Source organism: Streptomyces sp. NPDC051940, assembly GCF_040680895.1.
In the GTDB taxonomy this organism is placed as follows: domain Bacteria; phylum Actinomycetota; class Actinomycetes; order Streptomycetales; family Streptomycetaceae; genus Streptomyces.
In genome coordinates this window covers 60,090-73,591 of sequence record NZ_JBFAXR010000006.1, presented here as the reverse complement: position 1 = coordinate 73,591, position 13,502 = coordinate 60,090, and the positions used below count along the sequence as shown (strand labels likewise).

At 73.7% G+C, this 13,502-nt stretch carries 10 protein-coding genes; 4 read left to right on the top strand and 6 right to left on the bottom strand.

All coding sequences use genetic code 11. The features are described 5' to 3' along the window. The first annotated feature begins 50 nt into the window (after nucleotides 1-50). Together AB0M28_RS04605 and AB0M28_RS04600 are read left to right on the top strand one after the other, a co-directional pair. Nucleotides 51-1,223: an ROK family protein gene (locus tag AB0M28_RS04605; RefSeq protein ID WP_365397636.1), complete on the top strand. Its 1,173-nt coding sequence runs from the start codon at nucleotides 51-53 to the stop codon at nucleotides 1,221-1,223. 222 nt (nucleotides 1,224-1,445) lie between these two features. Then, a complete protein-coding gene (locus AB0M28_RS04600) occupies nucleotides 1,446-2,867 on the top strand; it encodes an NAD(P)/FAD-dependent oxidoreductase (protein WP_365397633.1) in 1,422 nt (473 codons plus the stop codon). A gap of 392 nt (nucleotides 2,868-3,259) precedes the next feature. Here AB0M28_RS04600 and AB0M28_RS04595 read toward each other — a convergent pair whose 3' ends face one another. The 5 genes from AB0M28_RS04595 to AB0M28_RS04575 form a co-directional block, all read right to left on the bottom strand. After that, on the bottom strand, nucleotides 3,260-4,552 hold the full coding sequence (locus AB0M28_RS04595) for an ABC transporter substrate-binding protein (RefSeq protein WP_365397630.1): 1,293 nt from the start codon (nucleotides 4,550-4,552) through the stop codon (nucleotides 3,260-3,262). 23 nt (nucleotides 4,553-4,575) lie between these two features. Continuing rightward, complete coding sequence (locus AB0M28_RS04590; protein ID WP_365397800.1) at nucleotides 4,576-5,664, bottom strand: branched-chain amino acid ABC transporter permease; 1,089 nt, start codon at nucleotides 5,662-5,664, stop codon at nucleotides 4,576-4,578. 61 nt (nucleotides 5,665-5,725) lie between these two features. Continuing rightward, nucleotides 5,726-6,616, bottom strand: a complete 891-nt coding sequence (locus AB0M28_RS04585) for a branched-chain amino acid ABC transporter permease (protein WP_365397627.1) — start codon at nucleotides 6,614-6,616, stop codon at nucleotides 5,726-5,728. Then, nucleotides 6,613-7,497: an ABC transporter ATP-binding protein gene (locus tag AB0M28_RS04580; protein ID WP_365397797.1), complete on the bottom strand. Its 885-nt coding sequence runs from the start codon at nucleotides 7,495-7,497 to the stop codon at nucleotides 6,613-6,615. The genes AB0M28_RS04585 and AB0M28_RS04580 overlap by 4 nt, the downstream gene beginning before the upstream one ends. A gap of 134 nt (nucleotides 7,498-7,631) precedes the next feature. After that, complete coding sequence (locus AB0M28_RS04575; RefSeq protein WP_365397623.1) at nucleotides 7,632-8,447, bottom strand: ABC transporter ATP-binding protein; 816 nt, start codon at nucleotides 8,445-8,447, stop codon at nucleotides 7,632-7,634. A gap of 192 nt (nucleotides 8,448-8,639) precedes the next feature. Here AB0M28_RS04575 and AB0M28_RS04570 point away from each other — a divergent pair, with 192 nt between their 5' ends. Then, on the top strand, nucleotides 8,640-9,833 hold the full coding sequence (locus tag AB0M28_RS04570; protein WP_365397621.1) for a helix-turn-helix domain-containing protein: 1,194 nt from the start codon (nucleotides 8,640-8,642) through the stop codon (nucleotides 9,831-9,833). Between the two features lie 568 nt (nucleotides 9,834-10,401). On the opposite strand, the gene AB0M28_RS04565 is transcribed toward AB0M28_RS04570, so the two are convergent. Beyond that, nucleotides 10,402-11,574, bottom strand: coding sequence for a glycerate kinase (locus AB0M28_RS04565; protein ID WP_365397618.1), 1,173 nt, complete (start codon nucleotides 11,572-11,574; stop codon nucleotides 10,402-10,404). A gap of 123 nt (nucleotides 11,575-11,697) precedes the next feature. On the opposite strand from AB0M28_RS04565, the gene AB0M28_RS04560 reads away from it, so the two are divergent. Next, nucleotides 11,698-13,440, top strand: coding sequence for a BCCT family transporter (locus AB0M28_RS04560; protein ID WP_365397615.1), 1,743 nt, complete (start codon nucleotides 11,698-11,700; stop codon nucleotides 13,438-13,440). Nucleotides 13,441-13,502: the final 62 nt, after the last annotated feature.

Genomic DNA, 13,502 nt, shown 5'->3' with positions numbered 1-13,502 from the left:
ACGGCGGTCAACGGTTGTCACCGGGTTTATTTAAGGAGTCCTTCGTTACTATGTCGTCTGCTGCGTCACTGGGCGGTGACCTCTCCCGGCTGCGCCACCTCAACTCGATCGGTGTGATCCGCGCGTTGCGCGGTACCCAGCCGCTGACGCTGACCGCCGTCGCCGAACAGACGGGGCTCTCACGGCCCTCCACCAAGGACGTGGTGGACCAACTCGTCGAGCTGGGCTGGGTGGTCGAGGTCGCCCCCGCCCCGGGCAGTGTCGGCCGGCCCGCGCGCCGCTACCGCTTCCGCGCCGACGGCGGGCATGTCGCCGGCGTCGACATCGGTGTGCACACGGTGCGGGCGGCCGTCGCGGACCTCGACGGGCACGTGCTGGCCGAGACCCGGCAGACGGTGTCGCCCGACACCTCGCGCGTCGGCCGGCTCGCGGCGACCGACCGGGCGGTGTCCGGCTGCCTCGCGGCGGCGGGGCTGGCCCGGGAGGACCTGTGGACGGTGTCCGCCGGCACCACGGGCGTCGTGGACCCGCAGGGCTCGGTGCTGATCTCCGCGGGTATCCCGGGCTGGGCCGGGGTGGACCTCACGGCCGAGCTGGGCGCGTTCTTCCCGTGCCCCGTCCGCGTCGACAACGACGCCCGGCTCGCCGCCCTCGCCGAGGCGCGACGCGGGACCGCGCACGGGCACGGCGACGTGGTCTTCCTGCACGCGGGGCGGCGTACGGGGGCGGCGCTGATCATCGGCGGCACGGTGCACCGCGGCTTCGGCGGCGCTGCGGGCGAGGTGGGGCTGCACCCCGTGACGCACTGGGCGACGGCGGCGGACTACCTCCACGACTGCCCGGTCGTCCCGGCGGGCGTCTCCAAGCGCGACGCCGCCCGCTACACGTTCGCCGCCGCGCGCGACGGCAACCCGGTGGCGGTGTCGGCGGTGGAACGCTACCTGGACGACCTGGCCCTCGGCACGTCCGCGATGGTGATGACCCTCGACCCCGAACTCGTCGTCCTGGGCGGCGGCTTCTCCCGCGCCGCGGACGTCCTGCTGCCCGGCCTGCGGCGCCGACTGGCGGAGGTCTGCCTGCGGATGCCGCAGCTGCGCGGGTCGACGCTGGGGGAGGAGTGCGTGGCGGTGGGGGCGGTGCTCCATGCGGTGGCGCAGTTGGACGAGGAGCTGTTCGGGGCGGGGCCGGGGCAGATCGGGAGGTTTGCGGAGGGGCGGGGGTAGGTCCTCGTCGGGTGGGTCGCGGGTTGGGGTGGGGCGGGCGATCATGAGGATGGTCACCGTCGCCCGGAGGAGGTTGAGCACGACGTGATCAGCCGCGGGCTGCCCCGCGGCGGGGGCTTCGCCGACTGGCGGGGGGCGTGCATATCCTTGGGCTGGCGGTGGTGGGCCAGTAGCCTGCCCGGGGCCCGGGAATCCTCGACGGCGAGGGGAGAGTCGACGCGCATGACGTCCATGGTCGATGTGGTGGTCGTGGGGGCGGGGCCCAACGGCCTCACCGCCGCCGCCGAACTGGCACGCCGCGGCTTCGCGGTGGAGGTGTTCGAGGCCGCGGACACCATCGGCGGCGGCGCCCGCACCGAGGAGCTGACCCTTCCCGGCTTCCGCCACGACCCGTGCTCCGCCGCGCACCCCTTCGGCGTCAGCTCGCCCGCGTTCCGCGCGATGCGGCTGCAGGACCACGGCCTTGAGTGGCTGCACGCCGAGCTGCCGATGGCGCACCCGTTCCCCGACGGTACGGCCGCCGTACTCTCCCGCTCCGTCGCCGAGACAGCCGTGTCGCTGGGCGCGCGGGACGCCGGGGCGTGGCGCCGGATGGTCGCGCCGTTCCTCGGCCGCTGGGAGCGGCTCTCGACCGACTTCCTCACCGTGTCGGCGAGCACCCCGCCCCGCGACCCCGTGCTGCTGGCGAGGCTCGGCATGCTCGGGCTCCCGGCGTCCGTGGTGATGCGGCGCTTCGCCGACGAGCGGGCGCGGGCGCTCTTCGCCGGCATGGCCGCGCACGCCTCGGCGCCGATGAGCGGCTTCCTCACCGGGGCGATGGGCCTGGCGTTCGCCCTGGCCGGACACGAGGTGGGCTGGCCCGTCGCACGCGGCGGCTCGCAGGCCATCTCCGACGCGCTCGGCGCGGTCGTACGGCGGCACGGCGGCACGATCCACACGGGTGTCGAGGTCAGACGGCTCGACGAGCTGCCGCCCGCCCGGGCGTACGTCTTCGACACCTCGCCCACCGCCCTGGCGCGGATCGCGGGGCTGGGCAACGCCTACCGGCGCTATCGCTACGGACCGTCCGTGTTCAAGGTCGACTACGCGCTCGACGGACCGGTGCCGTGGACCGCGAAGGACGCCCGCAGGGCCGGGACCGTGCACCTCGGCGCGAGCGCCGGGGAGATCGACGCGGCCGAGACCGCGGCCGCCACCGGCCGGGACCCGTCCGTGCCGTTCCTCATCACGACCCAGCCGACGGTGATCGACCCGTCCCGGGCCCCGGCCGGCAAGCACGTGTTCTGGGCGTACTGCCATGTGCCCAACGGCTGGCGGGGAGACGCGACGGAGCTCGTCGAGCGGCAGATCGAGCGCTTCGCGCCCGGCTTCCGCGATCTGGTCCTCGCCCGCGCGACGGCGGGCCCGCCCGAGCTGGCCGCGCGCAACGCCAACTACGTCGGCGGGGACACCCAGTGCGGCGCGTTCTCCGGGCTGCAGTCGCTGCTGCGCCCCCGCCTCGCCCGCGTCCCCTGGGCCACCCCGCACCCCCGCGTCTTCCTCTGCTCCTCGGCCACCCCGCCGGGCCCCGGCGTCCACGGCATGGGCGGCCACAACGCGGCCCGCGCGGTATGGCGGGCGCTCCTGGGCTCCACCGGGGGATGACCCCCGTACCCCCAGCCGGAAGGGCAGGTCAGTCGGGGTGACCGGTGCGTGGCCCGCCAGGCGGAACCTGAATGCTGCGGTTCTCCGGGGGACGACCCCCGAACCCCCGGCCCGCAGGGCCAGGTCAGCCGGGGGTTCCCGCCCCCACTCCGCCAGGCGCACCGGAGCGACGCAGGCGTGAGGCTCTCAAGGCGGCCCCTGACGCAGGCGTGAGGCTCTGAAGGCGGCCCCTGACGCAGGCGTGAGGCTCTCGAGCGAGCACCGATGCGGGCATGGGCCGCCCAGTGCGGGCGCCCGCAAGGGCGTGTGCCCCCCGGGCGGACCCGCGAAGGCGTGAGGCCCCGGGCACCCCCACCCTCCGGCAAGGAGAGAGGCACCCGGGGCCACACCGCTCACATCGCCGGCGTGAACTCCGTCGCCGCGGGCGCCGAGAACGCCGGCTTCTCGACCACCATGCCGCCCTTCGCGTTCGCGTCCGGCTTCAGGATGAAGCTCTCCCGCGTCGAGGGCTGGTCCGGCTTGGAGAAGTCGTGCGTGATGCCGAAGCCCATGTCGGACGACGACATCGACAGCAGCGCCTGGGTGACACCGGCCCGCGTCAGGTCCTTCGACTCGCACGCCTTCTTCAGCGCGTCCCCGAACGTGGCCGCGGCCGTGTAGCCCGCGATCACACCGTTGTCGAGGAGCTGACCCGGGTACTTCTTCTCGTAGTCCCCCGCCAGCTTCGCCGGACCGGTCCCGGAGTCGCCGATGGGCAGCGTCGAGGCCGCGACGTGGAACATAGCCAGCAGCGCGGGCGCCGCCTGCGTCTTCAGCAGCTGCGGGGCGAACGTCGGGTTCGACCCGACCACCGGCACCTGCAGCTTCGCCGCCGCCGCGACGCCGGTCAGCGAGGCCGACTGGGCCGGGCCCGCGCTGATCAGGATCGCCTTGACGCCCGCCTTCTTCAGCGCGGTGACCTGCGCCGTCATGTCCTGGTCGGTCGGCTTGATCTTCTGCTCGACGATGCTCAGCCCGTGCTTGTCCGCCGCGAACTTCGCACCGGCGAGGGCGCTCTCGCCGTAGTCGCCCTCGAAGTAGACGTGGCCGACCTTGTCGCTCTCCTTGATGCCCATGTCCGTGACGAGGAACTCGACCGCGTTGATCATCTCCACGTCGTACGTGGCGCCGATCTGCCGGATCGACTCGCTGCCCAGCAGATGCGACGACCAGGCCTGCGGGATGACGAGGGCCTTGTCCTGCGTGTCGATCCGCTGCTTGACGGCAGCCACGAACGGCGAGCCGATGAACTGCGAGAACCCGATGACCGTCGGGGCCAGTTCGGTGTAGGACCCGACCGCCTTCTGCGGGTTGTACCCGTGGTCGCGCACCTCCAGCTTCAGCTTCCGCTGGCAGATCCCGCCCGCGGCGTTGACCTCGTCGACGTACAGCTGCTGGGCCTGCGTCACGCTCTTGCCCAGCGTCGCGTAGACGCCGGTCATGTCGGTCAGGGCGCCCACGGTGATGGTGTCGGCGCTGACACCCTTGTCGGTCTTGATCGTCGCGGCGCCCTGCTTGCCGTCGCCCGAGTCCTTGTCGTCGTCCTTGGCCTTGCTGCTGCAGCCGGCCGCGGCCAGCGCGAGCGCCGCGGCCAGCGCCACCGCCGCCGCACGTCTCGAGGTGGCGGAGAGGAAGGGATTCTGCATGGAGGTGCTCCTTCTCACGAGGGTTACGAGGGTTCGCCGACGGGACGGCGGGGGCCACGGGCCTTCTGGAGCAGACCGCCGATCCGCAGCCTGGTCAGCCCGCCGGGCAGGAAGAGCACCACCGCGACCACGGCGGCACCGTAGAGATAGCGGGACGCCTCGCCCGGGGCCACGCCGCCCGTACCGGGGGCGGAGACCAGCGGGAGCGCGTCGCTGTAGCGGTCGAGCAGCTGCGGCATGAGCGAGACGAACGCCGCGCCGAGCACGGCGCCCTCGACCGAGCCGAGGCCGCCGATGACGATCATCGCGAGGTACTCCAGCGACAGGACGAAACCGAAGTACTCCGGCACGGTGCGCTGGAAGACCATCGCGAGCAGTACGCCGGCCAGTCCGGCGTACATCGACGACAGCACGAACACCTGCGCCCGCAGCCGCGCGACCGGCACGCCCATCACCCCGGCGGCGATCCGGTGGTCCCGGATGGCGTTCATCGCCCGTCCCGGCCGGTCGCGCAGCACGCCGTGCGCGAACACCGCGCTGAGCGCGAGCAGCACCAGCCCGGCGTACCAGAGCTTCTCCATCGACTGGAACGGGATGCCCAGGACGTTCAGTTCCTCGTCGTCGAACCTCAGCCCGAAGACGTTCAGGGCCGGCACGTCGCGGCCGTTGTAACCGCCGGTCAGATCGCGGGCGTTGAAGAGCACGTGCTGGCCGATGAAGATCAGCGCCAGCGTGGCGATGCCCAGGTACGCCCCGCGCAGCCGGCCCGCGATCGGGCTCAGCAGCCCGCCCGCTGCCCCGGCGACCAGCACCGCGCCGGCCATCGCGACGAGGGTCGGCAGCCCGAGGCCGGTGAGCCCGTCGTCGCCGGTGCCGGACAGGGCGCAGTAGGCGTACGCGCCGACCGCCAGGAAGAACGCGTGCCCGAGGGAGAGCTGGCCGGTGGCGCCGGTCAGCATGTTCAGCCCGATGGCACCGATGGCGGCGGCCATCGCGAACAGCCCGCTCTGCAGCCAGAACCGGTCGAGGTAGAACGGCAGCGCCAGCAGGACCAGCATCGCCGCCGCGCCCAGCCACAGCCGCGACCCGCCGGGAATCCGGCGCTTCGTCACAGCATCGGGGGAGTCGGTCGCTACTTTCGGGGAGCCCGCCCCGCCCGGGGAGTCGATCACGTCAGACACGGCTCAGCTCCCTCGTCCCGAACAACCCCGCCGGCCGCCACAGCAGCACCAGCAGCATCACCAGATACGGCGCCACCTCGCCGATCCCGCGGCCCAGGAAGTCCAGATCGCTCTGGTACCCGGTCACCATCGCCTCCGTGACACCGACGATCAGCCCGCCGGCGAGCGCGCCCGTCGTCGAGTCCAGACCGCCGATGATCGCCGCGGGGAACGCCTTGAACGCCGCGAAGGACGTCGCCGCGGCGAGCCCCGGCGTCGGGAACACGGTGAGGAACAGCGCGGCCACCGTCGCCAGCGAACCGGCCACGGCCCACGCCGCCAGCGACACCCGGCCGAGTCGCACGCCCATCAGCGCCGCCGTCTCCCGGTCCTCGGCCGCCGCGCGCATCGCGACCCCCCAGGAGGTGTACGTGAACGCCAGCAGGAACAGGGTGATGATCAGCGTGGCGGCGACCAGCGCCGCCAGCCGGGTCTGCGGGACGGCGACCGAGCCCAGGGTGACGACCTTGTTGCCCCACGGGTCGCCGAGCGTCAGCACGTCCGTACCGATGCGGCGGGTGAGTTCGGTGAGCAGCAGGATGTCCACGCCGATCGTGACGATCGCCAGCACGCTGTGGTCCTGGCCCCGGTAGCGGCGGATGACGAGGAACTCGATGAGCGCCCCCACCGTCGCCGCGCCCGCCACGCCGACCGCCAGTCCGCCCCAGAAGCCGAGGTCGTCGCTGAGGGTGGCGGCGATGAAGCCGCCGGCCAGCAGCAGCGAGGCGTGGGCGAAGTTGACGACTTCCGTGGCCTTGAAGATGACCACGAAGCCGAGGGCGATCAGGGCGTAGACGGCGCCCAGGGAGACCCCGTTGATCAGGAGCTCCAGAAAGGTGGTCATGAACGCACCCCCTTGGGCGAGTCGGCGGACGAGGTGGAGGGGGCGGACTGCTTCGGTACGTCAGCGGTGTCGTCACCGGCAGGGGCGTCGGCAGGGGCGCCGGCACCGCCGCCGTCACCGGCATCCGCTCCGGGCGTCTGCTCCGGAGACGACCCCAGATACGCCCGGATGACGTCCGGGTCCCGCTGTACGGCGGCCGGCGGGCCGTCGGCGATGCAGCGCCCGAAGTCGAGCACCGTCACCGCGTCGGCCAGCCGCATCACGACGCCCATGTCGTGCTCCACCAGCACGATCGAGATGCCGAGGCTCTCGCGTACGCGGGCGATCACCGAGGCGGTGCGCCGCCGTTCGGCGGAGGTCATGCCCGCCACCGGCTCGTCGAGGAGCAGCAGCCGCGGCTCCATGCACAGCGCGCGGGCCAGCTCGACGAGCTTGCGCAGCCCGTACGGCAGGGCCGCCGCGGGCTGCCCCAGATACGGCTCCAGCCCGGTGAACGCGGCGATCTCCCGGACGCGTTCGCGATGCCGGCGCGCCTCGCGGGCCGCGGACGGCAGCCGCAGCCCCGCGGCGACGAACCCGGTGCGGGTCAGCCGGTGGCGGCCTAGCAGCAGGGTGTCCTCGACGGTCGCGAACGGGGAGATCACCAGGTTCTGGAAGGTACGGGCCAGGCCCAGCTCCGCGATGAGGTGCGGGGCCAGCCCCGTCAGCTCCGCGCTGCCGAGACGTACGCTGCCGGCGGTCGCCCGGTAGACGCCGGACAGGACGTTCAGCGTCGTGGACTTGCCGGCGCCGTTCGGGCCGATCAGCGCGTGCAGGCTGCCCGGCGCCACGGTGAACGACACGTCGTCCAGGGCCAGCAGTCCGGCGAACCGCACGGTCAGCCCGTCGACCGCGAGCGGCGGCGGGGGCTCGTCCGGGCGGGGGTGGTCCGGGGCCTTGTCCGGCCCCGGACGATCCTGGGCCTTGTCCGGCACTGGACGGTCCTGGGCGTGGTCCGCCCGGGGAAGATCCGGGGTCACGGCACCCACCTCCGCAGCGCCGGTGCCGAGGCGGAGGCGCTGACCGCCTGCTCCGCGTCGGCCGCGGCCGTCTCGTCCACGACACCGAGATAGCGGTGCCGTACCTCGTCGGACCCGGTCAGCTCGGCGGCGGAGCCGGCCAGCGTCACCCGGCCCACCTCCAGTACGTACGCGTGGCTCGCCACGCCCAGCGCCAGCGCGGCGTTCTGCTCGACCAGCAGCACCGAGGTGCCCTGGGCGTTGATCTCCCGCACCGCACCGGCGATGCGCTCCGCCATCAATGGGGCGAGGCCCAGCGACGGCTCGTCGAGGAGGAGCAGCCGGGGCCGGCCCATCAGGGCCCGGCCGAGCGCCAGCATCTGCTGCTCCCCGCCGGAGAGCAGACCGGCCGGCTGACCGGCGCGCTCCTCGAGTACGGGGAAGAGCTCGTGCACCCGGTCCAGCGCGGCCGCGGCCGCGCGCCGGCCGCCGGACGCGCCGAGGGCGCCGGCGCGCAGGTTGTCGGCGACGGACATCCGGGCGAACACCCGGCGGCCCTCCGGGACCTGCACCACCCCCGCCTTCACCACCTGGTCCGGGGACAGCCGGTCGAGCCGGCGGCCGCCGAGGGCCACCGTCCCGCCGCGGATCGAACCTCCCTGGAAGGCGAGGGTGCGCGAGACGGCGCGCATCAGGGTCGTCTTTCCGGCCCCGTTACCGCCGAGGACGGCGACGACCGTCCCCTCGGGCACGTCGAGCGACACGCCCTCCAAAGCCTGAACTGGGCCGTAGCCGACGGTGAGTTCACTCACCTGGAGCGAGGCAGCCGCCACCGGCTCTCCTTCCATGGGTGGTGCTGTACGCGTGAACGGTCGATGACGGCCTGCGCTGGTCCGCAGTGCCGTGGGCCAGAGAACAGCACCGTGCGGGCGCGCAGTCCACGCCGCGCACCGGAATCGCTGCCGATGACCACCGGGCATACCAAACGGTTGTGCACGGGCACAACGCCTGCCATCTTGACGGCCATGGCCCTGCACAGACCACGTACGGACCAGGAATGGGCCGTGCTCGTCAGCGCCTCCAAGGAGCTGGCGCACCGCGTGCCCGAGCTCGCCGACCGCCTCCTCGCCGAACTGGCGGAGCACTCACCGCAGTACGACCTTGCCGTGCCCCGCGAGGAGCACTGGGGGCAGATCTGCGAGGCGCTGCGGCACGGCATCGCGGCGCTCACCGCGCCGCGCGACGCGCAGCGCCGGGACCTCGCGTACGCGGCCGAACTCGGCCGCCGGCGCGCGGAACAGGGGCTGCCCCTGGACCTCCTGCTCTTCGCGTACCGGCACGCCGGCTACCTCGTCTGGCACGAGCTGCTCGACATCGTCGCCGACCGCGACCCCGGCGCGCTGTCGCTGCTCGGGCACACGGCGGTGACGGTGTGGGCGGGTGTCGACGACCAGACGGCGCGGGTCACGGACTCCTACCGCACGACGGAGCGCGAGCTGCTGCGCCGCACCGACGAGCGCATCCAGGCGCTGCTCGACGCGCTGCTCGCGGGGGAGTCGGAGGCGGGTCTCGTCCGCCGTGCGGCGGCCGCGCTCGACCTCCCCGAGCAGGGGCGTTACGCCGTGCTCGTGCTGCGCGCCGAGGACCGCGGCCACACCCGGGTGACCGACTGCGACGGGGTGCGGCTGCTGTGGCGGATGCGGGCGGACGGGGAGGTCGGCGTGGCGGCCCTCGGCGAGTCCTCGGGCCTGACGGACCTGGTGGCCCATGTGGCGGCCCGCTGCTGCGGCCCCGGCGGGATCTCCCCGGTGGTCGGCGGGCTGGCGGAGCTGGGCCGGGCCCGCCGCCTCGCGGAGCTTGCGCTCCGCACGCTCGGGCCCGGTGAGACGGGGCTGGTCCGGCTGGACCGCCGGCTCCCCGCTGCCCTCGTGGTCGACCAGCCGGAGCTGGCGGGGCTCCTCGTCGACGATGTGTTCCGCGGGCTCGACGCGCTGGAGGCGATGGACCGGGCGGTCCTGCTGGAGACGCTGGACGCGTGGCTGGAGTGCGGCGGCTCCGCGGCGCGCGCGGCGACGCGGCTGTACTGCCACCGCAACACGGTCTTCAACCGCCTCCGCCGCCTCGAACAGCTCACCCACCGCTCGCTGTCGCGCCCGCGCGACCTCGTGGAAATGACCCTGGCCCTGGACGCGAGCCGCCTCCCCCCAGGCACGACGTAGGCGCTCCCGCGCCACGTCCCGGATGCCCACTCGCGCCGCGCCGCCGCGCCACGGTGCGGTTGGGTTGCGCGCCGCGCCGGCCCCGCGCGTGCGGTTGGGTTGCGTGCCGCGTCGGCCCCGCGCCTTCGGCGCGGGTTGATGTCCCGCCCACCCGCCCGTGCGGGGTCTACCGGGTGACCGCAGCCGACGCTCCCGGGGCCGGCACCGGTTTGCGCCGGGCCCTGGCGCCCGGGTGCGAGGCCGCACCCCAGCCCGTCCGGCGCTTGAGGACGAGGCGCGCAGCGCCGATGCGAGGGTGGCCAGGCGCGGGGGTGGGGGTCGCATTGCCAGCCCGTCCGGCGTTTGAGGACGAGCGCCGCAGGCGCGATGCGGGCGCAGCCCGCGAAGGGGGGCCGGGGGCGGAGCCCCCGCAGCGTGACGGGACGTGCAGCCCGTCCGGCGTTTGAGGACGAGGCGCGCAGCGCCGACAAACCGCGACCAGGCATCAGGGCCAGGGGCCCGAACCGCCCGCCCGCGACGAGGCCCGCCAAGCGCGCGCAGCCCCCGCAGGTGACGAGGGCCCACCACGTCAGAGCCAGTCCCTCCCCAGCCGCGCCGCCACGCGCTCAAGCAGCGGCCCCGCCGACGCCATCGACCGAGCCGCGTCCGGCTCGAGGTCCGCCAGCGCGTACGCCCGAGCGATCCCCGCGGAAGCGAGCGCGTCCGGGGAGAGCGCGAGCCGCCCGCACACCGCGACCACCCGCTTGCCCGCCGCGCGGGCCGCCGCCGCGACCCCCGCCGGCGCCTTCCCGTGCAGGGTCTGCGCGTCCAGCGAGCCCTCGCCCGTGATGACCAGCGACGCCCGCGCAAGGGCCGGGGCGAAGCCCAGGACCTCGAGGAGGACCTCGATCCCGGGACGGAAGCGCGCGCCGAGCGCGACGAGCGCGCCGTAGCCGATCCCGCCCGCCGCCCCCGCGCCGGGGTGATCGGCCAGGGACAGCGCCCGGGGGCCGACAGCCCCCGAGAGCACCGACGCGTAATGCGCCAGCGCCGCGTCCAGCGCGGCGACGTCCGCCGGCGTCGCCCCCTTCTGGGGGCCGTACACCGCGGCCGCCCCCTTCGGCCCCGTCAGGGGATTGTCGACATCGCTGGCCAGGATCAGATCCACCGAGCCGAACCGGGGATCGAGCCCCGAGAGATCCGCCGACGCCAGCGAGGAAGAGGAAAGCGCCCCACCCCCGGGCCCGACGGGCGCACCCGCCGAGGAGAGGAGCCGCGCGCCCAGCGCGCAGAGCATGCCCGCGCCCCCGTCCGTCGTCGCGGAGCCCCCCACGCCGAAGACGATCGTCCGCGCCCCCGCGTCGAGCGCGGCCCGCAGCAGCTCCCCGCTGCCGTACGTCGTGGACGTCAGCGGCGCGAGCCGGTCGGGCGGCAGCAGCTGCAGCCCGGACGCCTCCGCCATCTCCACCACCGCCGTGTCGCCGCGCAGCGCCCACGCCGCCGTCACCGGCTCACCGACCGGCCCGGTCACCACCAGCTCGCGCCGCGAGAAGCCCGCGGCCACCGCCGCCGCGACCGTGCCGTCGCCGCCGTCCGCGACGGGCAGCGCCTCGACGACGACGTCCGGCCGTACGCTCCGCAGCCCCGCTGCCACCCGCTCGGCGACCTGCACCGCCGTCAGCGAGCCCTTGAACTTGTCCGCGGCGATCAGCACACGCCGCGGATCCACTGCTCCGTCCGTCACTTCGTACCCCTTGCACATCGAACAGGCAGTCGCGCCGCTGCGACCCTATCCGCACACCCGCCCCGCTGCCCATCCTCGTGATCACCACCTTGGCCGAAGAAAACGGACAGATGGTGATCAAGCGCCCCTATTGTGTCCGCTATGAGCACCGTCGACACCGATCCCCCCAGGTCCGGTACGCCCGGCCCGGGCAGCCCCGAGGGCCCTCCAGCCCAGCCCGACACGGCAGTGCTCACGATCGGCGTCGTCGCCGTCCTGGCCGTCGTGGCCTGGGGCGCCTTCGCCAACGACTCGCTGGACAGCGCGTCGTCCACCGCCCTCGACTGGGTGCTGCGGAACTTCGGCTGGCTCTTCGTCGTGGCCGCCGACATCTTCCTCGTCCTCCTCGTCGTCGTCGCCGTCTCCCGCTACGGCAGGCTCCGCCTGGGCAAGGACGAGGAGCGGCCGGAGTTCAGCAATCTGGCCTGGATCGCCATGATGTTCAGCGCCGGCATGGGCATCGGTCTGATGTTCTTCGGCGTCGGCGAGCCCCTCACCCACTACGTCGACCCGCCCCCGGCCTCCGGCGCGAAGCCGCAGACGGACGCGGCCGCGGCGACGGCCATGGAGTACTCGTTCTTCCACTGGACCCTGCACCCCTGGGCCATCTACGGCGTGGCCGCGCTCGCGCTGGCGTACTCCAGCTTCCGCAAGGGCCGCGGCAACCGGCTCAGCGCCGCCTTCACCCCGCTCATCGGCATCAGGGCGGCCGACGGCTGGCCGGGCCGCTGCATCGACCTGCTCGCGGTCTTCGCCACCGTCTTCGGTACGGCGACGAGCCTCGGCCTGGGCGCCCTCCAGGTCGCCGAGGGGCTGGACATCACCGCGGACATCGACACGAGCACGACCGTCCAGGTGATCATCATCATCGCGCTGACGGCCGCGTTCGTCGTCTCCGCGTTCACCGGCCTGCACAAGGGCGTGAAGTGGCTGAGCACGCTGAACATCCTGCTCGCCGCCCTGCTGATGCTCTTCGTCTTCCTCTTCGGCCCGACCGTGTACGTCCTCAACTCGATCCCGGCCTCGCTCGGCAACTACCTCTTCGAGCTGATCCCGATGTCCACCCGGACCGGCGCCTACACCGACCCGGACTGGCTGGGCTCCTGGACGATCTTCTACTGGGCGTGGTGGCTGTCGTGGGCGCCGTTCGTCGGCACGTTCCTGGCGCGGATCTCCCGCGGCCGGTCCATCCGCGAGTTCCTGATCGGCGTGCTGCTGGTGCCCAGCGGGGCGACGATGATCTGGTTCTGCGTGATGGGCGGCAGCGCGATCCGGCTGGACCAGCAGGGCACGGCGGACATGGCGAGCGCCGTGGACGACGGCGCGGAGGCCGCGCTCTTCGAACTGCTCAAGGCGCTGCCCCTCGGCGCCATCACCTCGGTCATCGCGATGGTCCTCGTCATGACGTACTTCGTCACCAGCGCCGACTCGGCGTCGCTGGTGATGGGTTCCCTGAGCAGCCGCGGCGCGCTGCACCCGCAGAAGTCGATCACGATCCTCTGGGGCGTGCTGATGGGCTCGGTGGCCGCGGTGCTGCTGGTGGCCGGCGGCCTCACCGGACTGCAGACGGCGACGATCCTGGTCGCGCTGCCCTTCGTACTCGTGATGCTCGCCCTGTGCGTCTCCATGTTCAAGGACATGAGCGAGGACCCGGGCCTGGGCCCGAAGCGCGGGCACCCGGAGCACGGTCTGCGCGACGCGGTACGGGTGATGGTCGGCGAGGCGATGTCCGAACACGGCGGCACCGGCAACGGCACCTCCCGCCACTACCGGCTGCGGCGCGCGGCCGCGGGCAGCCGCGAGCGGGGCAACGGACCCGACCCGCAGGACGGCCCGCGCACCTGAGCGCCCGGCACGCCTCCCGCACCCCCTGCGCACGCCCCCCGCGGCGTGATCACCTAGACTCG

What these genes read in the sequence shown, in the direction of transcription:
- AB0M28_RS04600 (WP_365397633.1), top strand. Translation starts at nt 1,446, where the DNA reads ATGACGTCCATGGTCGATGTGGTGGTCGTGGGGGCGGGGCCCAACGGC.
- AB0M28_RS04585 (WP_365397627.1), bottom strand. Translation starts at nt 6,616, where the DNA reads ATGACCACCTTTCTGGAGCTCCTGATCAACGGGGTCTCCCTGGGCGCC.
- AB0M28_RS04605 (WP_365397636.1), top strand. Translation starts at nt 51, where the DNA reads ATGTCGTCTGCTGCGTCACTGGGCGGTGACCTCTCCCGGCTGCGCCAC.
- AB0M28_RS04565 (WP_365397618.1), bottom strand. Translation starts at nt 11,574, where the DNA reads ATGTGCAAGGGGTACGAAGTGACGGACGGAGCAGTGGATCCGCGGCGT.
- AB0M28_RS04595 (WP_365397630.1), bottom strand. Translation starts at nt 4,552, where the DNA reads ATGCAGAATCCCTTCCTCTCCGCCACCTCGAGACGTGCGGCGGCGGTG.
- AB0M28_RS04570 (WP_365397621.1), top strand. Translation starts at nt 8,640, where the DNA reads ATGGCCCTGCACAGACCACGTACGGACCAGGAATGGGCCGTGCTCGTC.
- AB0M28_RS04560 (WP_365397615.1), top strand. Translation starts at nt 11,698, where the DNA reads ATGAGCACCGTCGACACCGATCCCCCCAGGTCCGGTACGCCCGGCCCG.